Origin of the sequence: Modicisalibacter ilicicola DSM 19980 (assembly GCF_900128925.1) — a bacterium.
In the GTDB taxonomy this organism is placed as follows: Bacteria; Pseudomonadota; Gammaproteobacteria; order Pseudomonadales; family Halomonadaceae; genus Modicisalibacter; species Modicisalibacter ilicicola.
The window spans coordinates 53,451-73,411 of the sequence record NZ_FQUJ01000017.1 but is presented as its reverse complement, the minus strand read 5'-3'; the positions used below and the strand labels follow the sequence as shown (position 1 = coordinate 73,411).

Annotated in this window: 18 protein-coding genes and 1 pseudogene; 10 read left to right on the top strand and 9 right to left on the bottom strand. The window is 55.5% G+C overall.

Going from position 1 to position 19,961, the window contains the following annotated elements; translation table 11 throughout:
• Positions 1 to 233 (bottom strand): helix-turn-helix domain-containing protein (locus BUA41_RS16195; RefSeq protein ID WP_139249031.1); only part of this gene is annotated, 233 nt, incomplete at its 3' end.
• Here BUA41_RS16195 and BUA41_RS16190 point away from each other — a divergent pair.
• Both BUA41_RS16190 and BUA41_RS19065 read left to right on the top strand, forming a co-directional pair.
• A complete protein-coding gene (locus tag BUA41_RS16190; protein WP_084671733.1) occupies positions 232 to 1,566 on the top strand; it encodes an SNIPE associated domain-containing protein in 1,335 nt (444 codons plus the stop codon). The genes BUA41_RS16195 and BUA41_RS16190 overlap by 2 nt on opposite strands.
• Positions 1,556 to 2,410, top strand: coding sequence for a competence protein CoiA family protein (locus BUA41_RS19065; RefSeq protein ID WP_139249155.1), 855 nt, complete (start codon positions 1,556 to 1,558; stop codon positions 2,408 to 2,410). The genes BUA41_RS16190 and BUA41_RS19065 overlap by 11 nt, the downstream gene beginning before the upstream one ends.
• A gap of 43 nt (positions 2,411 to 2,453) precedes the next feature.
• On the opposite strand, the pseudogene BUA41_RS18795 reads toward BUA41_RS19065, so the two are convergent.
• Positions 2,454 to 3,463: pseudogene (locus tag BUA41_RS18795) on the bottom strand (IS630 family transposase).
• Positions 3,464 to 3,907: 444 nt separating this feature from the next.
• Between BUA41_RS18795 and BUA41_RS19060 the strand changes: the two are divergent.
• The 5 genes from BUA41_RS19060 to ssb all read left to right on the top strand — a co-directional run bounded on the left by BUA41_RS19060 (position 3,908) and on the right by ssb (position 9,890).
• Positions 3,908 to 5,032 (top strand): site-specific integrase, encoded by a 1,125-nt coding sequence (locus tag BUA41_RS19060; protein WP_139249154.1) that lies wholly within the window; start codon positions 3,908 to 3,910, stop codon positions 5,030 to 5,032.
• Positions 5,032 to 6,873: a hypothetical protein gene (locus BUA41_RS19055; RefSeq protein ID WP_139249153.1), complete on the top strand. Its 1,842-nt coding sequence runs from the start codon at positions 5,032 to 5,034 to the stop codon at positions 6,871 to 6,873. Before BUA41_RS19060 ends, BUA41_RS19055 begins: the two co-directional genes overlap by 1 nt.
• Before the next feature lie 3 nt (positions 6,874 to 6,876).
• Positions 6,877 to 8,661: a site-specific integrase gene (locus BUA41_RS18790; RefSeq protein WP_084671730.1), complete on the top strand. Its 1,785-nt coding sequence runs from the start codon at positions 6,877 to 6,879 to the stop codon at positions 8,659 to 8,661.
• A complete protein-coding gene (locus BUA41_RS16160; RefSeq protein WP_072824746.1) occupies positions 8,658 to 9,251 on the top strand; it encodes a hypothetical protein in 594 nt (197 codons plus the stop codon). The genes BUA41_RS18790 and BUA41_RS16160 overlap by 4 nt, the downstream gene beginning before the upstream one ends.
• Positions 9,252 to 9,335: 84 nt before the next feature.
• Entirely contained in the window at positions 9,336 to 9,890 is a 555-nt protein-coding gene (ssb, locus tag BUA41_RS16155; RefSeq protein ID WP_072824744.1) for a single-stranded DNA-binding protein, read from the top strand.
• Here ssb and BUA41_RS16150 read toward each other — a convergent pair.
• Positions 9,887 to 10,486, bottom strand: a complete 600-nt coding sequence (locus tag BUA41_RS16150) for a DNA-3-methyladenine glycosylase (RefSeq protein ID WP_072824757.1) — start codon at positions 10,484 to 10,486, stop codon at positions 9,887 to 9,889. The two genes, ssb and BUA41_RS16150, sit on opposite strands and share 4 nt — an antisense overlap.
• Positions 10,487 to 10,541: 55 nt before the next feature.
• Here BUA41_RS16150 and BUA41_RS16145 point away from each other — a divergent pair, with 55 nt between their 5' ends.
• On the top strand, positions 10,542 to 11,417 hold the full coding sequence (locus BUA41_RS16145) for a sugar nucleotide-binding protein (RefSeq protein WP_072824742.1): 876 nt from the start codon (positions 10,542 to 10,544) through the stop codon (positions 11,415 to 11,417).
• Positions 11,414 to 12,175 (top strand): lysophospholipid acyltransferase family protein, encoded by a 762-nt coding sequence (locus tag BUA41_RS16140; RefSeq protein WP_072824740.1) that lies wholly within the window; start codon positions 11,414 to 11,416, stop codon positions 12,173 to 12,175. Before BUA41_RS16145 ends, BUA41_RS16140 begins: the two co-directional genes overlap by 4 nt.
• A gap of 64 nt (positions 12,176 to 12,239) precedes the next feature.
• On the opposite strand, the gene fabB is transcribed toward BUA41_RS16140, so the two are convergent.
• Both fabB and fabA read right to left on the bottom strand, forming a co-directional pair.
• Positions 12,240 to 13,457, bottom strand: a complete 1,218-nt coding sequence (fabB, locus tag BUA41_RS16135; RefSeq protein ID WP_072824738.1) for a beta-ketoacyl-ACP synthase I — start codon at positions 13,455 to 13,457, stop codon at positions 12,240 to 12,242.
• A 13-nt stretch (positions 13,458 to 13,470) separates the two neighbouring features.
• On the bottom strand, positions 13,471 to 13,986 hold the full coding sequence (fabA, locus tag BUA41_RS16130; RefSeq protein WP_072824736.1) for a 3-hydroxyacyl-[acyl-carrier-protein] dehydratase FabA: 516 nt from the start codon (positions 13,984 to 13,986) through the stop codon (positions 13,471 to 13,473).
• A 246-nt stretch (positions 13,987 to 14,232) separates the two neighbouring features.
• Between fabA and BUA41_RS16125 the strand changes: the two genes are divergently transcribed.
• Positions 14,233 to 16,065 carry a putative bifunctional diguanylate cyclase/phosphodiesterase gene (locus BUA41_RS16125; RefSeq protein WP_072824734.1) on the top strand — a complete coding sequence of 611 codons (1,833 nt, stop codon included), beginning with the start codon at positions 14,233 to 14,235 and terminating at the stop codon, positions 16,063 to 16,065.
• On the opposite strand, the gene BUA41_RS16120 is transcribed toward BUA41_RS16125, so the two are convergent.
• The 4 genes from BUA41_RS16120 to BUA41_RS16105 are packed head-to-tail and all read right to left on the bottom strand — an operon-like array spanning position 16,035 to position 19,949.
• Positions 16,035 to 16,547 (bottom strand): DUF2878 domain-containing protein, encoded by a 513-nt coding sequence (locus tag BUA41_RS16120; RefSeq protein ID WP_072824732.1) that lies wholly within the window; start codon positions 16,545 to 16,547, stop codon positions 16,035 to 16,037. The two genes, BUA41_RS16125 and BUA41_RS16120, sit on opposite strands and share 31 nt — an antisense overlap.
• Positions 16,548 to 16,552: 5 nt before the next feature.
• Positions 16,553 to 17,821 carry an SAM-dependent methyltransferase gene (locus BUA41_RS16115; protein ID WP_072824730.1) on the bottom strand — a complete coding sequence of 423 codons (1,269 nt, stop codon included), beginning with the start codon at positions 17,819 to 17,821 and terminating at the stop codon, positions 16,553 to 16,555.
• A complete protein-coding gene (locus tag BUA41_RS16110) occupies positions 17,818 to 18,594 on the bottom strand; it encodes a DUF1365 domain-containing protein (RefSeq protein ID WP_072824728.1) in 777 nt (258 codons plus the stop codon). The genes BUA41_RS16115 and BUA41_RS16110 overlap by 4 nt, the downstream gene beginning before the upstream one ends.
• On the bottom strand, positions 18,591 to 19,949 hold the full coding sequence (locus BUA41_RS16105; RefSeq protein ID WP_072824726.1) for an NAD(P)/FAD-dependent oxidoreductase: 1,359 nt from the start codon (positions 19,947 to 19,949) through the stop codon (positions 18,591 to 18,593). Before BUA41_RS16105 ends, BUA41_RS16110 begins: the two co-directional genes overlap by 4 nt.
• Between the last annotated feature and the right edge of the window lie 12 nt (positions 19,950 to 19,961).

Here is a 19,961-nt window from a genome sequence, read left to right as displayed (position 1 = left end):
GGATGCAGCTTGGGACGCTGACGAGGTCGATGTCGCGTCAGACGGGCCCGGTAGCCCGCCAGGCCGGCATCGTAGCCCTTGATGGGATCGACCGTGTGGCGAGCGATTTCTCGCGACACGGTACTCGGTGCACGGCCCAGATGAGTGGCGATGGCCCGGATCGAATGAGTGGCTCGCATCATCATGATGGCGGCTCGGTCTTCAGCAGAGAGATGGCGATAGCAATGAGTCATGGCAGCACCGTACCTGATGGGTCACGTGTTGCATTTGGTCATTGAGACCGCCAACATAGAAGAGCATGAGAAGGAGCTTGAAAAAGAATACCAAAATAAAAATAAAAATCTAGAATTGGAGTATTACAAATTTAAATCCAGAATAAGTAAGTTGTCTAAAAATTACAAAAACTATAAAATTACATATGATGAGCTTAGGAAAAGAATTTCAGAGCAAGAGGAGGATTTGGAGTGCATGACATACGGTGTTTATCGCCCACATTTCACCTATCAGCATTCTGACGAGTTCAAAGAAGCGCTTCTTGATATTAGCAGGGAGCAAAAAGAGGATATTAAGTATGACTTGGCTTGGAGCTGTAGTACGGTCTGGAGCGTGGGGGACAGCCTAGTAAAAGGAAGAACCATGACAAAGCGCCAAGCAAAGCTTATGCTCAGAGCGTTTAACGGTGAATGCGATGCTGCAATGGTGAAAGTAACATGGAATAATGCCACCATCATGAAGCAACGCATACAGAAGTCATTCAATGCTATTAATAAGCTTGGTAAATCAAATGACATTGAGATAACTGAGACATATCTTGAGCACAAACTTAAAGAATTCCAGCTTCATTATGAACTGAAGTTAAAAATACATGAAGAGAAAGAAGAACAGCGTCAAATTCGTGAGGCTATGCGTGAAGAGGCCAAGCTTCAAAAGGATGTAGAAAAAGCAACGAAAAAGGCTGATCAGGATAGAGCAAACTACGAGCGAGCGCTTCGTAAAGCCAGAAAAGACCTAGATGAGGCTGGATATATCGAGAAGGGGGAAGCCGAGCGAAAGGTTTCTGAGATACAGGCTCATTTGGATGAAGCGATAGCAAGGAAGGAAAGGGCGCTTTCACAAGCACAACTAACACGGGCAGGGCATGTTTACATTATCTCAAATATTGGGTGTTTCGGTGAAGAGGTATTCAAAATAGGAATGACTCGCCGCTTAGATCCATCAGACCGAATACGTGAGCTTGGGGGTGCATCTGTACCTTTCCCATTTGATGTGCATGGCATGGTGTACTCGGATAATGCGCCGGGACTTGAGAATACATTGCATCGCAAATTTTCAGACAGGCGCATAAATATGGTTAACCTCAGAAAAGAATTTTTTAATGTAACTCTCTCTGAAATCCAGGATGTTGTTCAGGATTTAGGCTTGGAACTTAAGCTAACTAAGAAAGCTGAAGCACAACAGTACAGGGAAACCTCTGCCATTCTTGCAGAGATGAGTGACCAGGAAGAATATCTCGCTAGGATGGAAGTGGAAGAATTCCCCGCAGAACTTTTAGAAAATGAAGAATAATCACGCAAACTATATCCCCTTTGGCCTCGGGGTTGAGGATGGGCGCGTCTGGCATGCTTCTGAGTTGGACCGTGAAAATCAACGAGGTAAGTCTTGTGAATGTATCTGTCCTGGATGCAGGATGCCACTGTGGTCTAAGCTAGGTGACAAGAAAGAGTGGCACTTTGCGCACGCACCTAACTACACAGATTGCGGCTCGGGGGCGGAAACTGGGATTCATTTAGCAGCTAAACAACTAATCCTAAACGAGTCCGCCATTGCAATCCCCGAATTATCGGTTAATTGCACGCTGAATGACTTGAATGGTAAAGAGCACACAAAGCATAGAAAGCTATTAGACAAGTCACAGCGATGTGATGTGTACAATGCACAACCAGAAGTACGATTGGCGACTATTGTTGCCGACCTCTGTGTGGAAGATAAAGAGGGACAGCTGCTAATAGAAATTGCGGTAAATCATTTCGTCGATTCTGCTAAATTTGATAAGATAGCTAGTCTCGGCATCAGGTGTATTGAGATTGATTTAAGCAAAGTGAATAGAAACTGTACGTTACATGAGTTGAAGGCCCATATCTTTGATCCAGATAATTCACTCTGGGTGTTTCATCCTGAGTGTGTACGCTGGACGCGCTTACTGTCGATGGATCTCAAGGCTGAAGTGAACGCTATAAACAAGCAGATCGAGAAATTCATGAGGCTAGCGAAAGATAAAGGATCGTCCAGATACGCTAACCATGCGGCTGATGATGCAACCCAATACCACACGCCGACAAACGCAGATGAGTTAGCGGAACAGATCTGGCGTAAGAAATTCTACAGACATTCTTGGTATCGTCGGAGATAAGGTACTTAGAATCACTGAACAATTCGTACTGGGCAGTAAGTGCCTATTCAAAATTAATCGTGTTATCAGCTCCGTAGCCACCAAGCAGGCGGTGCACCTCATTACATAGGCGATCAAATGAGAGATAGGCGCTCAAAGGCAACCAGGTGTACTTCATCTGCCGCCACAGAATCTCAATCAGATTCAGCTCCGGTGAGTAGGCAGACAGATAGACCAGATGCACACGCTGCGACATCCAGTCCACTATCTTGCGCCTGAATGCCTTGGAGCGATGCATGCTGGCATTATCGAGCACCACGACGGCGAAGGTGCCTGGATCCTTCTGAGCCACAAACTGGTCAAACGCTTCGATGACCGTTTCCGTGGTTACGGTCTCGGTTGTCGTATGGTAGACCAGCTTCCCGGCTCGACTGAGGAACCCCAGCACGTTTAGCCTCCGGCTGTGAGTGTAGGCAGCTACCTCCCAAGGCTTGCCGATCGGGCTCCACGCATACGGCACCGATGACGCTTGTGAAAAGCCTGACTCATCAAAGTAGTAAAGCTCGTGCCCTGGTCTTCCCGCTTGTGAAGCGCCTTCATCAAGCCCTGTGTATTGCGGAAGTCCTTTTCGTCACGGCGCGCTTTCAGTGAGTACCGAATGCGCTTGAAGCTATGGTCGTTTTTTTTCAACGCCCGTCGGAGGGTTACCGTGGCGACCGTCTTACCGGTCTCTTCCTGAAAGCGAGCCTGCAAGGCTCGAATCTGATGAGGATGCTCGGCCACCAACGCCTGCAGTCGTTTGTGATCGTGTTCGTCGAGGGCGGGTGTTCGCCCACTGCGCGGCTTATCAATGAGCCCGTCGAGGCCGGACACTTCCCATTGCTTGAACCATCGTGACACGGCATCACGACGAACCTGTAGTATCTCACTGATTTGGTTGATGGTATGGCCTTGGTCACTCAGTAGAATGGCATGCGCTCGGCGACGGAGGGCGCGCTTCTCGCCATGGTGATAGGCTGAGGCCTGCGTCTGGTGTTCAGATTCAGTGAGAGGGGCAACGAAGCGCTTTTCCATGGTTCCGTCCGTGTCAGAAGACCTGACATGGATATTACTCGAAGACTTTAGGTCAAGCACTTAGCTTCGGTGTCGTCGCTTGTTTATGCAGCTTGATGTCCATGAACCTGTTCCTGAATGAATTGCCGAAGAAGCTCCTTGGCTGTCAGCAGAGGATAACTTCTATAGGCGATCTGATCATCCGAGACACTACATAAGGTACTGAAGCACCTTTTTTCGCCTATTCGAAACTGCTATTTCAGCCTGGATTTAACGTTTATTAGCAGCGGCTTTTTTTTTATAAACATGCAAAAAATATAATATACCATCTTGTGTAAGATATTTTTCTCGGTATTTTCCACTATTTCGAGATTGTGTTTGCGATGACAAGAACTTTAGTCAATCATCTAGTTGCGCTTGCTTTTGCGCGCCGATGGATACAACAGAAATGCGGGAGTGAGGGCTATGGCTTACCTTAGAACGACGTGTAAGGCTCATGTAGCAGGGTTGAAGAGCATCAAAGGCTTCCCTTTAATTCTTACTGAAGACTATAGAGTAAACTGGTTGACATTGCATTTTATCTTTTATCTTGCCAGGAAAAGTGCTGTGAGCTCGGTAAAAACATATGCTGTCCATTTGACAGATTTTTATAGCCAGCTTGAAGTTGATAAGCTGGATGTTTTTGATGTGGACGATGACTGGCTGTCAGCTTACAAACAGTACTTGATCCGCCGGAATGATGAGAGACCTGAAAATACTCAAAACTATGCTAGCCAAGTAATTAGAACAGTGGTCCTTTACTGTAGCTGGCTTACGGAGCAGGGTTTCAGTGATGTCCTATGTGGTGAAGGGATTGGGTATAACATACAGATTTCAGCAGGAAGGAAGGGTGGCATAAAGCACCCTTTGATTAAAAATGAAAATAGCGACTCCAAAGCCATTTCAGCACCTTGGACCCAGTGGATCGAAGTTATAAAAAAATATGGACCGAAGAGAGAGGACTTGGCTAGGAGGTTCGAGCTAATGATCGATTGGGGCCGTCTTGGAGGCCTCAGGGCCCATGAAATATGTGGGCTAAAGGTCTGGCAGTTGCCGGACAAAGAATCAGCCTTTAAGAAACTGGAAAAAAAACGAAAAATAAAAATTAAGCTCTTCGTTACTAAAGGCGGAGAGGAGGGATGTATTTACGTGCCGCCGTTGCTTGTGATTAAAACTTGGGAGTATGTTGAAATTTACAGGCGAGATGTGGTCAGGAAGCATAAAAAAATCCAGAAAAAAAAGCGAGAGAATTACTTAGAGCCAGATTATATTTTTTTATCAGATGCAACGGGCGGGCCTAGTACTCCTAGAGGATTTTCGAACACTGTTAGAAAAGCATTCCTAACAGCAGTAGAAGATAAGCAGCTTTCAACAGATGAGAGAGTATGGCTTCACGGGTTGAGACATAATTTCATAAGCCTTAAGTTTAAGGCGGCAGATGATATGAAGATCAAACATTCAGAAAATTATGTTCGGCAATCTTCAAGGCATAAGTCAGTGGATTCGCTAGGTGGCTATTCATCTGGACGGTTTGATGAGGATTTTAGTTGATGGCCAGGCTTTCTAGGGAAAAATTAAAAGTAAAAAAATCAGCAGATATTATCGATGTTGTCCCTTATGTGGGCTGGGAATTAGAGGTTGAAGCTGGAGATCCTATAGACGTATCTTTTCTTTATAATGTTGCCGGAGGAAGATTAATTCAAGAGCAGCTTTCTTTGCAATTGAGAGGGCAAAGGAAAAAAAGAGCTGTTGGCAACGTGATTCTAAGGTTTTTGAGGTTCATGGCAAAAGCAAGTGGTAGAGTCGACGCGAATAGTCTTTTGGAATATAAACTATATCTTGATAAAGATCTTTATGTCAGCGTCCACACGAAAAGCCAAATGTATTCAGCCGCTGCAGGGTTTGTTAAACGTTTGATGGCTGCAGAGGTTATTGCGCATGAAGCCATACCCAAAAACTTTGATAGAGTTAAGAAAAAAACATATCCGAGCATCTTTGAATTGTCTGCTATCGAAATGGAGCGATTCGCGAAGGAGAAAGAGCTGGAAATTGAAAGTCTCCAGAAAGAGTTGGGGGTAGGTAAGAAAGAAGCTGTTATTGTTAAATACGGAAATGAGGTTTTGTCCGCTTTCCATCATGGAGCTATAAAGAAAATAAAGGAGTGGGAGGAAGACTGCGAAAAAATAGATAAAGCAATAAGAAAATATGGGAGTGATGATGTTGTTGCGCTTGGAGGAGTAAGTGATTTTCGCGAACGCGAAGGCAACTGGCAAAGCAGCATAATGCCAAGCAGGAATTTCGAGGGCGCTATAGGTGTTTTATATGCGCGATTTAACAGATTACTTCCTGCTTCCTCGGAGTGGCCCCCGGGAATTTGTGATTACCTTAAGTCTAGAGGTTGGCCTCAATCGAGAGTGGTTGCAGCATTTTTCAACAGTACTAATAACCTAAAATATTTCTTGGTAGCCGCGCTAACGCACAAAGATCTTTTGCCAAATGTTGACAGTGTTGCATTCTATTCTTACCTAAATTCGTTTGAAAAAGGAAATGAGATAGGAAGTATCAACGTTTTTTTTGGTAAAAAGAGAGGAGGCCCTGTAAATGCCACGTTGCCGGTTATGGATCCGCTGTGTGAGGTTTTTATAAACTTTCAGGAAAGGCAGAAAAGGTTACTTTCCGAAGTTACCGGTGGCGCTAATTGGCTAAACAAGGAGCGTTGTGAGCTATTTATAATTTTTTCAGGAAAAAGAGGTAAAGATTACCGTTTGAAACTGGTGGATCCAAGCTCAACTGTTGATATGGTTCGGTATGCTGCTCGTGACCTGTCAGAAACCTACCCTGTCTTGAGGCCACTAATAGGAAAAATCACAGGTAAATCATTTAGACCTACCATTGTGGCAATGGATGTGGCTGAAGGTTCTTCTTTTTCGGACGTGAGTAAAAAGTTGAACCATGCCAACTTTTCCACAACTGCTGGATATGCGTTGCGAATAGAGACACAGTCGTCTCTTGAGATGAAATTAAGAAATTTCCAGGAATACCTTCTGAGCTGTAATAGGGGAGAGGGAGAAAGAACTGGTACAGGCTACTTTTGTGGTATCAAAGGCGAAGAAGGCGTTACTTGCAAGGGTGTAGACATGTGTTTTAATTGTGAGGCTAAGCGAATAATTTTGAAAGATTCTCGCTCTTTGTCTGAGTGGTTAGCATGGATTATCAAGATTAAGAAAAGCATGAATAGACTAAAACATAATAATCCTGAGAGGTGGAGTGGTTATTGGGAAGTGAGGCTTGCAGAATATGAGTCTATGGTTTCCTTGTGTACGCGTTCAGAAGTTGAAAAAGCTAGTTTATTGGCGTTTGAAATCGAACAGCATCTTCCATTTTTGGACTGAATAATGAAAGAAACTATGTTTCTAGACTTTTATGGTACTCCGCAAGGAAAAGCAAGCTCAGATGAAGGGGATGTATGGTGGTTAAATCCTGACTCTACACGTGATAGATGGAAGCTTAAGAATATGGTCCCTGGTTCGTCATATTCCTATTTCACTGTAAGCTGGACTCCGCGCAACGACGAGCTGACGCCTCTTTCGGTTCATAGGTGGGAATGGTGGAAGGGGTACTCACAAAGACTGTCATATTTCATAATGGAGTCTGACAAGACAAGTGTTAATAAAACATCTACTCTTGCACTATGCTGTCGAGAAGTTCGGGCTCTTGCAGAATGGTTTTGTTTTTCATGTGGGCTTAGTAGAGTGCAAGATGTCAGCAGGATGCATGTTGATGCATATGAGCGGCATTTTTTCAGAGCAGGTCTTACTGTTAATAGCATTGTTACAAAACTTTCAATTTTTTCTTACATGTTTACTTTGAAGGAGGAGGTTGGGGACGGTTTAGTGTTTTCTCCCTACGTAAGTGATATCGTCAGTGTGGCAAAAAAAATGGGCAAGAAGGGGGGGCATACAAGAACTATTTTTCCTAGGCAGTTTCTCGGTCTGATAGACTTTTCTCTGGGAAAGGTTGCAGATTCAGAACGCGTGATCACGCTTCTTAAAGGGTATTCATCTTTTGGTGAAAGATTTGATAGAAAAAAGAAGAACAGGAGGTTTGAATCAGAGTTTGGAATAAGTGTTGGCATGCTCAAGAAAGAGGTTAAGCTATTATATTCCTCTGCCATTTTGCTGGTCATGGCTCTAACTGCAATGCGTAAGCACGAAGCAGCCGGGATAAGCTACGATAATGCGGTAGCCTCAGTATATTTAGGGGAGTATTTGTCAGGAGTTGTGCATAAAACTGCGGGCACGCAGACAGGGCAGCCAACGTCTAGGCCAGTGCCTAAGGAAGTAATTGACTCTTTGTCTGTAATAATAGCATTGACAAGCTCTACTCGTGAAGTTTCAAGCAATCGTGATAAGTTATTGCTCGAGCTTCCCTTTAGCTATGGGTTAAAGGAAGGTCAGGAGCCTGATGACACTATTAGTACAAATAAGCTATATCGCATGTTTGACATCTTGTCAGAGGCGGCCGGTCTTGATTACAAGGTTAGGCCTCATATGATGAGAAGAGCATTTTCTTTGATGTGGAGCTGGAGGTTTGATGTTGGGGATCTTGAGTATTTGTCGAATATTTTATATCACAACGATTATCGCTATACAATAGCTTATGTTGACGATGAGGATGTGGAAGAGTTTCTCGACGACGGGTTTAGAGAGTATACGCACGACTACCTTGAGCGAATCTTTTTAGGGGATGTGTCAGTTGCGGGAGGGATTAGCAGTACATTGAGCAAGTATAAAAGAATTTTTCATGCGAGGTTTAGTGTGGCTACTCCCGATAGGGTGTCTGATTTTGTTGATAGTATTATGATGAAGCACGAGTACCGCGTTATTCCCAATGCGGATGGTTACTGTTTTATCAGTCGTGGGCGAGGCTCAAGAGCAAAATGCTCAACGAATGGACGTAAGGTGAACTATGCAAATAGGAGCGAAATCACTTGCGCAAGTTGTCCTAATTTCGGGGTTGATAGTACGCGTAGAGAATATTGGATGCACCGAAGAGACGCGCATATAAAAGTCATGAGCTATCATGAGAATGAGAAAGGGATGATGTATGAAGCAGCTTCAGAAGGGGTTAAGAGAGCTGAAACTATTGTTCGCCTGATCGATAGGGAGGGTGGAGAATGAAAAGAAGCAGTGAAAAGTTTTCCGATGCCATTAGGCGGTCAATCAAACACCTTGAGGATTCAGGGGTTTCAATTACTCAAAAGGCGGTAATTGATAACGCTTTATTTGATAATGGCAGGCATGTTGGGAAGTCTACGCTGTATCGTAAGGACCCGGTAACAAAAGAGCATTTCTACAAAGGCCTGCTTGCAGAGATTGATAACGCTGCATCAAGACAGAGAAGGTTTAGAGGTAGGCCTACCAAAAAAGAAACTGTAATAGAGTTGAAGGGCGTAATTAGAGAGTTAAAGAGGGAGAATCAAGCTCTTGTCGATCAGGTAGTAACGCAGGAGGCAGAGCTAATTAAGTTGAAGTCTTTAAAACGCTCAGATTTGGGAGTTGCTAAAGCAAAGGATGATGATATTTATGTGCTGGCAAAAATTCTTTTAGGAAAAACCTCTGGCTCTCATGAATCCCTCGACTCTATCGTAAGGCGGTATGAAATTGTCCACAAGGGGACAGAGCGACTTAAGGAGTCACAAGCCGCGGCCGAAAAGTTACGCCAAGAGCTGTCGGGGGCTACGGTTTCCTTGCCGGGCATGAGAAAATAGGCTCAGAGGCAGTATATTGTGTAGTCGATGACTGTGCTAGACTAGAAAAAATCTATTAATCACAAAGGCTTGGAGGCTAAATATATGGCTAGAGGGGTGAATAAAGTCATTCTGATCGGTAATCTGGGGCAGGACCCCGACGTACGTTTCCTGCCTTCCGGCAACCCGGTGGCCAACCTGCGTATCGCCACCACCGATACCTGGACAGACCGCCAGAGCGGCCAGCGTCAGGAGCGTACCGAGTGGCACAGCGTGGTGTTGTTCAACAAGCTGGCGGAGATCGCCCAGCAGTACGTCAAGAAAGGCTCGCGCATCTACATCGAGGGGCGCCTGCAGACCCGCAAGTGGCAAGGCCAGGACGGCCAGGATCGCTACAGCACCGAGATCGTCGCCAACGACATGCAGATGCTCGATTCCCGGGGTGGTCAGGGCGGCGGCGACTATGCTCAGCAACCCCAGCAGGGGGGGTATGGCAATGCGCCCCAGGGCGGCTATGGCCAGCAGGGCGGACAGGGGCAGCGCCCGGCTCAGCAGCCTCCAGCCCAGGGCGGGCAAGGCGGTGCGCCGCAGCAGGGCAACAACTACGGGGCACCCAATCCCGGCAGCTTCGACGATTTCGACGACGAGATCCCGTTCTAGGAAGCCCCCCGGACAGCCGCAGGGCAGCGTAGACGCCAGGGCGCTTCCCGGTCCCTTGGCTCGGCATAGGGGATGCCGACACGCGGGCCTGCGGTGACCAGGTGATCGTCGACCGGTTCACCAGGCGCCAGCCACAGGCGATCGCCTTGACACAGGTCGTGGCGATTGAACTCGGCCAGGGTGACGCCCATCGCCTGAGTCAGCTTGCCAGGGCCATTGGCCAGATCGCGACGCCTGCCACCGCGGTGCCTCACCATCGACGCTTCGCCCGCAACCGGGGCGATGGCCCTGAGCAATACGGCCCCGGCCTTGCCCGGGGACTCGGTGACCAGGTTGAGCATGTCATGGATACCATAGATCAGGTAGATATACGCATGCCCCGCCGGACCAAACATGGGAGAAGTGCGTCGTGTCAGGCCCCGGGAGGCGTGGCTGGCGCTGTCCTCGGCACCGCCGTAGGCTTCGGTCTCGACGATTCGGCCCACCAGGCGTTCCCCGTTGCTTTCATGGACCAGGTGGCGACCCAGCAGGTCGCGGGCGACTTCCAGCGAGGGGCGCGCATAGAAGGCACGGGGCAGGGAGGTGCTATCGATCATTTCCGGAAGGCCCATGTCATGATATCGATGTTGCATTCGTGGAAAAGGAAGCATCGTGAAGTTGCTGATTCTTGATGCCGGTCACTGTCTCAGTCTGGCGCTGGCGCGCGAAGCCAACCGACGCGGCGATACCGAGCTGGTGATCACCGAGGCGCTTGCGCTCTCTCCCGGCCAGCTCGAGGAGATTTCGCCGGACGCCCTGATCATTCCGCCCCTGGCTGGGCCGAGCGAGGCCAACCCGGCCACCGTCACCGCCCACGCGGAAACGGTGGAGAGCTGCATGGCCTACTGCCGGCACGCCGGCATCGCCCTGGTGTGGTGTGTCTCGGATCAGCTCTACGAGGACGGGGCCGAGCTGCCCATCGACGAGCATGTGATTCCCCGCCCCCGGGACGAGAGTCTGCGCCGGCTGATCCTGACCGGCGATCGTATCCGCGAGAGCCTTCCCGAGCACGTGATCGTGCGGCTGGGCCCCCTGTTCGCTCTCGAGGGCAGCGATGCCTGGCTTCCCGGCCTGATCGACCGGCTGCTGGCCGGACAGCGCGTCAGTGCGGCCGAGGATATCGTCTTCTGCCCGATCTCGGCGGATGCTGCCGCCATGGCCCTGATCGGCATGTTACAACAGCTGAATTGCGGAGCGACGGGGTGGGGCGCCTATCATCTGGCCGGTACCGAGCCGGTCAGCGCCTATACCTTTGCTTCTGCGGTCCGCATGCAGCTCGACACGCGCCTCGAGGGGCTGGGCAGGAAGGTGGCCCTGGGAGAGCTGAAGGCGCTCAATCATCACCACGACCAGCCGCTGCGCCGAGTACTGAACTGCCAGCGCGTGCTCGAGGTCTTCGGTGTGCACCAGAAGCCCTGGCGGCTCGAGCTGGGACGGATGCTGGATACCTGGTGCCATGCCTATCAGGCCCAGGAGGAGAGGCCATGAATGCGCTGCGCAGCCTGACCTTCTATCTGGTCTACTTTCTCGCCATCCTGTTCTTCGGGCTCCTGTGCCTGCCGATCACTCCGTTGCTGCCCCTCTCGGGCCGCTACAAGCTGCTCAATCTCTACAACCATTTCATCGTCGCCTGGTTCGCGCTCATCTGCGGCGTGCGCTACGAGGTGCGAGGGCGCGAGCATGTGCCCACCGGGCCGGTGGTGATCCTCGCCAACCATCAGTGTGAATGGGAAACCCTCTTTTTGCAGGTGCTCAAGCCGCCGGTGTGTACCGTGCTCAAGCAGGAACTGTTGCGCCTGCCGCTGTTCGGCTGGGCGCTGCGCTTGCTGCATCCTATTGCCCTGGATCGCTCGCGGCCGGCCCGGGCCATGAAGCAGGTGCTTTCCCAAGGGCCGCAGCGCCTCAAGGAAGGGCTGTCCGTGCTGATCTTTCCCGAAGGCACCCGGGTCGAGCCGGGGCAGCGGCGCCGCTACAACAAGAGCGGTGCGGTCATCGCCTGCCGTGCCGGCGTGCCGGTGCTGCCGGTCGCGCACAATGCCGGCGAACGCTGGCCGGGACGGCACTGGGTCAAGAACCCCGGGCGCCTGTCGGTCGTGGTGGGCGAGCCGATCGCCACCCAGGGACGCACTCCCGAAGCGGTGCTGGCCGAGGTCGAGGCGTGGATAGAAACGCAACTGATCGACATCTCGGAGGTGCCGCGGCCTGCCCGACCTCTGGAGACGCCGGCGCCGCAACTGCCTACCTAGCCGCGAATCGGCCATGAAAAAAGGCGCCCGAGTGGGGCGCCCTGATTCGGATACAGCCGGTTCCTCAGTCGCGGAAACGCTGCATGACCAGACAGGCGTTGGTACCGCCGAAGCCGAAGCTGTTGGTCAGCACGCGTTCCACGTCGGCGCCGTCGCGGCGTTCCCGCACGATATCGAAACCGGCTGCCTGATCGTCGAGTTCCTCGATGTTCGCAGAGGCGGCGATGAAGCCGTGCTCCATCATCAGCAGGGAGTAGATGGCTTCCTGCACCCCCGTGGCGCCCAGGGAGTGCCCGGTCAGCGACTTGGTGGAGCTCATCGCCGGTGTACGGTCGCCGAACACCTCGCGAATCGCCTTGAGTTCGGCCATGTCGCCCACCGGCGTGGAGGTCCCGTGGGTGTTGATATAGTCGATATTGCCCTTGATGCCCGCCATCGCCTGGCGCATGCAGCGCACGGCGCCTTCACCGGAAGGGGCGACCATGTCGTAGCCATCCGAGGTGGCGCCGTAGCCGACGATCTCGGCGTAGATCTTCGCGCCGCGCGCCCTGGCGTGCTCGAGCTCCTCGAGCACCAGCATGCCGCCGCCACCGGCGATCACGAAGCCGTCCCGGGCCTTGTCGTAGGGTCGGGACGCCTTGTCGGGCGTGTCGTTGTAGCCGGTGCTCAGGGCGCCCATGGCATCGAACAGGCAGGAAAGAGTCCAGTGCTCTTCCTCGCCGCCCCCGGCAAACACGACATCCTGCTTGCCCATCTGGATCTGTTCCATGGCGTTGCCGATGCAGTGGGCCGAGGTGGCGCAGGCCGAGGAGATCGAGTAGTTGACGCCCTTGATCTTGAACGGCGTGGCCAGACAGGCGGAGACCGTGCTGCCCATGGTACGCGTCACGCGATAGGGCCCCACACGGCGCAGCCCCTTCTCGCGCAGCACATCGGCGGCTTCGACCTGGTTGGCACTGGAAGCGCCGCCGGAGCCGGCGATCAGGCCGGTACGCTCGTTGGAAACCTGTTCCGGAGCCAATCCCGAATCCTCGATGGCTTGGGCCATGGAGACGTAGGAGTACGCGGCGGCGTCGCCCATGAAGCGGCGCTGCTTGCGATCGACCAATGCATCGAGATCGATATCGACCACGCCAGCCACATGACTGCGGAAGCCGCGTTCGGCATACTCTTCTTTGAAACGGATGCCCGAACGACCCGCCTTGAGCGCGTCCAGCACCTGGTGCTGATCATTGCCAAGACAGGAGACGATGCCCAGGCCAGTGACGACCACTCGTCGCATGGAAGCCTCCTGATCAGAAGTTCGCTGTGGAGGTGAACAGGCCGACACGCAAGTCGTTGGCCTGATAGATCTCGCGGCCATCGACCGCGACAATGCCGTCGGCAATGCCCAGGATGAGCCGTCGCGTGATGATCCGCTTGACGTGGATGTGATAGGTGACCTTCTCGGCATCCGGCATGACCTGACCGGAGAATTTCACCTCGCCGCATCCCAGCGCGCGCCCGCGTCCCGGATGGCCAAGCCAGCCCAGGTAGAAGCCGACCAGTTGCCACATGGCATCCAGGCCCAGACAACCCGGCATCACCGGGTCCCCCGGGAAATGACAGCCAAAGAACCACAGGTCGGGCCGGATATCCAACTCGGCTATCAGCTCGCCCTTGCCGTAGCGGCCGCCGGTTTCCTCGATGCGCGTGATGCGGTCGAGCATCAGCATGTTGGGTGCCGGCAATTGGGCGTTGCCGGGGCCGAACAGTTCGCCCTGGCTGCACGCCAGCAGCTCTTCGTAATTAAAGGAGTGTTGCTTGGTCACTGAGTCGTTCCAGGGGTCAGAAGTGTCGTGTCCCGCACCGCGCGCGGACGCGCCTAGTCTACTGGCAGTGTGGGGCGAATGCACGCGGACCATGGCGGCCATTGCTCGCTCGACGCCATGATGCAAACCTTAGTTCGGCGGTACAAGCGTTGCAACGCGATGCGTTGGGACTTCGGCTTGCGCCCCGGTCAGCCGGCAGGGCATGATGCCCGATCAGCCGGAAACCCGACACTATAACGAGAAATCATGTGGCCTTCCTTTTCACTTAATCGTCCATTGGTCTGGCTGGGCCTTGCCGCCTTGGGGATGGTGGTTTGGCTACCCTTTGTCTCGTTGAGGCTGGCGGCGCTCGCCATCGTGGTGATCGCCGTGCTGGATGTCTGGTACCAGGTCCGCCGCGAGCACCACCTGCGACGGCTCAACGAGGAAGCGCTCAGGCTGTCCGATGACGGTGTCATGATCTGTGATGCCCGCAACCGTATCATCAGCGTCAATCCTGCCTTTACCCGGATTACCGGGTACGAGTACCGGGAAGCCCTGGGAATGAATCCCTCCATGCTGGCCTCGGGCCGGCATGACAAGGCGTTCTACGAGCGCTACTGGCAGACGCTGAGCACCACCGGGCGCTGGGAAGGCGAGATATGGAACCAGCGCAAGCAGGGCGACCAATATCCCGAGTGGCTGCGCGTCAAGGCCTTCGTCGACGAGAAGGGCCGTGTCAGCCACTACATCGGCATGTTCACCGACATTTCCCGGCACAAGGATCGGGAGCAGGACCTGAGGCGTATCGGCTTCGAGGATCCTCTGACCGGGCTGCCCAATCGGCGCCGTCTGCATGATGTGCTCACCGCACGGTTGCAGCATCTGCGCGTCGGCGAGGGGCTCGACCTGGCCCTGATCGACATCGACGGTTTCAAGGCGGTCAACGACGGTCTGGGCGTCGACAGCGGCGATCGCCTGCTGGCGCGTTTCGGCCAGCGCCTGGCGACCGTCGTCGCCGGCGGGGTGGTCGGCCGACTGGGCGGCGACGAGTTCATGGTGATCCGCACCACCACCTTCGACGATCACGAGAAATGGATCGCCGGGCTGCGGGAGCATCTCAGCGAGCCGTTCGAATTCAGCGGCAACTCATTGCGTCTGGGGTTCTCCATCGGCAGCTGTCGTGCCACGGAGGATGGCAGTGAGCCGGGCGTGCTGCTGCAACGCCTGGAGTCGGCGCTCTACAGTGCCAAGCGTCATGGTCGCAACCACGATCGTCGCTTCCGGCCCTCCCTGGAAGTCAAGGGAGATCGACAGCTGGCGCTGGTCAATGAACTGCGTCGCGCCCTGGCCCAGGGAGGTCAGCTGGAGCTGCATTACCATACCCAGCACCAGTTGAAGGATGGCCTCCTGACCGGGATGGAGGCACTGTTGCGCTGGCGTCATCCCAGTCAGGGGATGATCGCTCCCTCCGACTTCATCCCGGTGGCCGAACGGCATGGCCTGATGGCCGTGCTGGGCAGTTGGGTCATCGAGCAGGCCGTGGCGCAACAGGGGCACTGGCTGACCAATGGCGGGCCGCGGGTCTCGGTCTGGGTCAACATCTCGGTGCTGCAACTGATCCAGGGGGACCTCGAGTCGCGTATCGCTGCCTCCCTGGCCCAGCACAACGTGCCCCCGCAACTGCTGGGACTCGAGTTGACCGAGTCGGTGCTGCTCGACGAGCGCGCAGGCGATATCTCCCCACGGCTCAAGGCCCTGCGTGACAATGGGCATCCCATTGCCATCGACGACTTCGGTACCGGCTACTCCTCCCTGGCCTACCTCAAGAGGTTGCCCGTCGACAAGCTCAAGCTGGATCGCATGTTCACTCGTGCCCTGCCCAGGGACCGTGGCGATGCGTCCATCGTGGCGGCGGTGCTGGCCATGGCGCGAGGACTGAAGCTGGAGGTCATCGCCGAAGGCGTGGAGAATGCCGCCCAGCGAGACTTCCTGATAGAAAACGGTTGTCAGCAGTGCCAGGGGTTCCTGTTCTCGAGCCCCGAGCCTGCCGCGGCCATCGAGGCGCGTTACCCGGCGACATCGCGATCGACGGGATGAGGCCGGTCGCCCAGGCGCAAGCTCAGCCCCAGGCAAAGCAGGGCCCAGATCACTGCCTGGGTGGGCAGCAGCCAGAATGCCAGGTCGATCCCGGCAAGCTGGGACCCGCCGAAGTAGGACAGAGGGCCCCCGACGGCGCCGGCCAGCGTGGCGAGCGCAGGATAGCGCCACAGCCAGGCGAGCGAGTGGTGCAGCAGTGTCGCGAACAGTGGCCACAGCGTCCAGAGCCACAGGGGCAGGGGGAGCGGCCCCTCGAGGGGAGGCGCGAACGTGAACCCGCCGGCCAGGGCCAACCCGCCATCGACGATCAATCCCAGCGCCACGAACCCCGCCAGCCAACGCCACTCCCCCGGGCGTGCCAGCCAGGCCAGGTGCACGGCGATGATCATGCCGGCGCTCAGGATGCCGATCAGCGAGCCCCCCAGCACGCAGGCGAGCCAGCCGACCTCGAAGGCGATCAGGTTGAAGAGCAGGCGCGGCATCGAGACTACACCGCGCCGATTAAGGGTGCCGGCCGGGCCCCGGGCTTGGCCAGCAGCAGGTGGCAGGTGCCGATCGAGCGCTCCAGGAAGCCGCCTTCGCAGTAGCTCAGGTAGTAGCGCCACATGCGGATGAAGCGTTCGTCGTACCCGAGCCGGCGCACGCGCTCCAGGTTTGCCTCGAAACGGCTGCGCCACTCGCGCAGCGTGCGGGCGTAATGCAGTCCGATCTCGTCGAGGGAGAGCAGGTTCAGCGACGTCCTGCGCGTCATGTCGCGGAGGATGGCAGTGTGGGAGGGCAGGAAGCCGCCGGGAAAGATGTAGCGCTTGATGAAGTCCATCTCCCGCTTGGCTGACTCGAAACGCTGATCGCGAATGGTGATCGCCTGCAGCACGGCCAGGCCGTCCTCGGTGAGCAGGCGATCCAGGGTTTCCAGGTAGGTGCCCAGGTACTGGTGGCCCACGGCCTCGACCATCTCCACCGAAATCAGCCGATCGTATTGCCCTTCCAGGTCGCGATAGTCCTGCTTGAGCAGGGTGATGCGATCGCCCAGCCCCTCTTCCTCGATACGCCGCGCGGCATGCGCATGCTGGGCCTCGGAAATCGTCGTGGTGGTCACCCTGCAGCCTCGGGTCTTGGCGGCATGGATCGCCAGCCCGCCCCAGCCCGTGCCGATCTCCAGCAGGTGGTGCTCGGGACCGATGTCGAGCTTGTCGAGCAGGCGTTCGAGCTTGTAGGTCGAGGCTTCTTCCAGGCTGGCATCGCTGCGGGGAAAGACGGCACTGGAATACATCCAGTGCTCGCTGTCGATGAAGGTCGCGAACAGCTCGTTGCCGATGTCGTAGTGTGCACCGATGTTGCGCCGCGAACCACGCTGGGTGTTGCGCTGCAGGGAATAGAGTGCGGTCAGCAGCCAACGAGCCAGCCGGGCGCTGCCGTTTTCCACCTCGCTGTTGACCTGTTCCATGTTGGTGGCGAACAGCCGAGTCAGGGTGACCAGATCGTCGGTTTCCCAGTCGCCATCCATGTAGGCCTCTGCGGCACCCACCGTACCGCCCAGGGCGAGGCGCCGCCAGGCACGCTCGTGATGAAGGATCACGCGGACCTGCAATGCGCCCCCCTGGCCCAGGCAGAGCCTCCGATCGCCCTCGATCAAGGTGATCTTGCCTCCTTGCAGGCGGTCGAGCTGAGCGATGAGTCGCGGCCTCAGCCAGCGGGACAGGCGGTCACCGCATGCCGAGGGGCCGCGAGAGGTGGCAGAGCGGAGTGTGGTCACGACGGGGTCTCCTCGCGCTTGGGATGATCGAAGACCGGAATGCGCTTCAGCCATAGGCGCAGTGCCTCGAAGTGGATGGCGGCCAGGGTCTTGAGGCTCAGCCAGGGCTGGCGCGCCAGGCTGGCAAGCAGGACGCCGCGGGTCGCGGGACGCGCGGTCAGAGTCAGGGTGGCATCGAAATGACGCCGCTCGTCCTTCCAGTTTTCCATGTGCAGGTAGAGGTGCTCCCCCGGGGTGTTGAAGCGCCAGCGGTAGGTCATGTCCATGGGATTGAAGGGCGAGACGTGCATCGCCTTGGTGAAGGTGGCGCGGTGACGGTGGCGTGCCGGCTCGACGCGACAGGCATAGCAATGACGTTCGCCCCAGGGGGTGTTGCTGACCTCGCCGAGCACCGCCTGCAACCGCTCGTCGCGGTCGTAGGCATAGTAGAGGGTGATGGGGTTGAAGACGATTCCGCAGAGGCGCAGCTGGGTGAGCATGCGGACCGCACCATCGGCCCGGGCCGCCGCCTCGGGGCCCAGCTCCCGGCTCAGGCGATCATGCACTGCCTCCTTGAGCGGCATGTCGTGGGGGGCCAGGTAGTCCTCGCGACGAAAGCGTGCCAGGGCAGGGCGCCGGGCACTGAAGCCGGGAACACCCTCGAACAGCCCAGGCAGTTCGTCGAGGTCGAGCCAGGCCATCCACAGCCCATAGCGGAATCGATGCACACGAGGCAGGAAACGCCGGTGACGCAACGTGCCCCGATAGATTCGGCTGCGCGGCGCGGCGATCATGGCATCGACTCCTCGAGTTCACCCTCGACACCCGTCTCGATCTCGTCGCGCCATCCGGCGACAGCCGGCCACTCCCTGCAGTCCAGCGATTCGGCGACTCGCAGGGCACTCCACACGCCATCCTCGTGGAAGCCGTTGCGCCAGTAGGCGCCGCAGAAGTGCGTGCGATGCCCGGGGCCGGAGATCTCGGCATGGCGGGCCTGAGCCGACTGTCCCTGGGGTGTGAAACAGGGGTGGGCGTAGCGAAAACGCTCGATGACCTTGGCGGGGTCGATGGCATCGCTGTCGTTGAGGGTGACGCAGAAGGTATGTGGTGCCTCGAGGCGCTGGAGGATGTTCATGTCGTAGGTGACCGAGACGCGTGCCTCGGCCCCCCGGCCATCCAGACGGTAGTTCCAGCTGGCCCAGGCGCGGCGTCGACGCGGCAGCAATGCCGTGTCCGTGTGCAGGACCACCTCGTTGTCCTGGTAGGGCAGGGCGCCGAGGATGGCACGCTCGGTGTCACTGGCATCGTCGAGCATCTCCAGCGCCTGGTCGGCGTGGCAGGCCAGCACGACCTGGTCGAAGCGCTCCTCGCCGCGTGGCGAGTGTATGACGATTTCGCTGCCATGGCGGCGGATGCCGCGTACCGGACAGTTCAGGTGAATGCGCTCGGCGTAGGGGCGCGTCAGGGCGGGAATATAGCTGCGTGAACCGCCGATCAGGGTGTACCACTGGGGGCGATGATCGACGGAGAGCAGGCCGTGATTGTGGAAGAAGCGCAAGAAGAAAAGCGCCGGAAAGCCTTGCAGATCGGCTAGGCTCGCCGACCAGATGGCGGCCCCCATGGGCAGCAGGTAGCGTTTTCGAAAGTCCCTGCCGAAGCGTTGGCTGTCCAGGTAGTCGCCCAGCGTGATGGTCGTGTCGAGTCGATCGGCATCGAGGTCCGCCCGGGCCCGCCGATTGAAGCGCAGGATATCTGCCAGCATTCGGTGGAAACGGGGACGTAGCAGGTTGCGACGCTGGGCGAACAGCGTCGTCAGGGTGTGGCCGTTGTACTCGAAGTCGCGGTGGGCGTCATGCACCGAGAAACTCATCTCGGTGGGTTGCGAGGCGACACCGAGGTGGGCCATCAGGCTCTGGAACAGCGGATAGGTCCAGTCGTTGAAGACGATGAACCCGGTATCCACGGCGTATTCCCGGCCGTCGAGCCGCACGTCCACCGTGGCCGTGTGCCCGCCCAGGCGATGGTTCGCTTCGAACAGCGTCACCCGGTGACGTTGCGAGAGCAGATAAGCCGCGCTCATGCCGCTGATGCCGCTGCCGATCACGGCGATGCGTTGGGCCGATGATGGAGAGGAGGTCGAGTCGGGCATGTCTTGTCGTTG

Bases quoted from the DNA above. Each gene is read 5' to 3' on its own strand.
- BUA41_RS16125 (WP_072824734.1), top strand. From the start codon at position 14,233: ATGTGGCCTTCCTTTTCACTTAATCGTCCATTGGTCTGGCTGGGCCTT.
- BUA41_RS16150 (WP_072824757.1), bottom strand. From the start codon at position 10,486: ATGATCGATAGCACCTCCCTGCCCCGTGCCTTCTATGCGCGCCCCTCG.
- BUA41_RS16105 (WP_072824726.1), bottom strand. From the start codon at position 19,949: ATGCCCGACTCGACCTCCTCTCCATCATCGGCCCAACGCATCGCCGTG.
- BUA41_RS16190 (WP_084671733.1), top strand. From the start codon at position 232: ATGGCAGCACCGTACCTGATGGGTCACGTGTTGCATTTGGTCATTGAG.
- BUA41_RS16110 (WP_072824728.1), bottom strand. From the start codon at position 18,594: ATGATCGCCGCGCCGCGCAGCCGAATCTATCGGGGCACGTTGCGTCAC.
- BUA41_RS16120 (WP_072824732.1), bottom strand. From the start codon at position 16,547: ATGCCGCGCCTGCTCTTCAACCTGATCGCCTTCGAGGTCGGCTGGCTC.
- ssb (WP_072824744.1), top strand. From the start codon at position 9,336: ATGGCTAGAGGGGTGAATAAAGTCATTCTGATCGGTAATCTGGGGCAG.
- BUA41_RS16140 (WP_072824740.1), top strand. From the start codon at position 11,414: ATGAATGCGCTGCGCAGCCTGACCTTCTATCTGGTCTACTTTCTCGCC.
- BUA41_RS19065 (WP_139249155.1), top strand. From the start codon at position 1,556: ATGAAGAATAATCACGCAAACTATATCCCCTTTGGCCTCGGGGTTGAG.
- BUA41_RS16160 (WP_072824746.1), top strand. From the start codon at position 8,658: ATGAAAAGAAGCAGTGAAAAGTTTTCCGATGCCATTAGGCGGTCAATC.
- BUA41_RS18790 (WP_084671730.1), top strand. From the start codon at position 6,877: ATGAAAGAAACTATGTTTCTAGACTTTTATGGTACTCCGCAAGGAAAA.
- fabB (WP_072824738.1), bottom strand. From the start codon at position 13,457: ATGCGACGAGTGGTCGTCACTGGCCTGGGCATCGTCTCCTGTCTTGGC.
- BUA41_RS19055 (WP_139249153.1), top strand. From the start codon at position 5,032: ATGGCCAGGCTTTCTAGGGAAAAATTAAAAGTAAAAAAATCAGCAGAT.
- BUA41_RS19060 (WP_139249154.1), top strand. From the start codon at position 3,908: ATGGCTTACCTTAGAACGACGTGTAAGGCTCATGTAGCAGGGTTGAAG.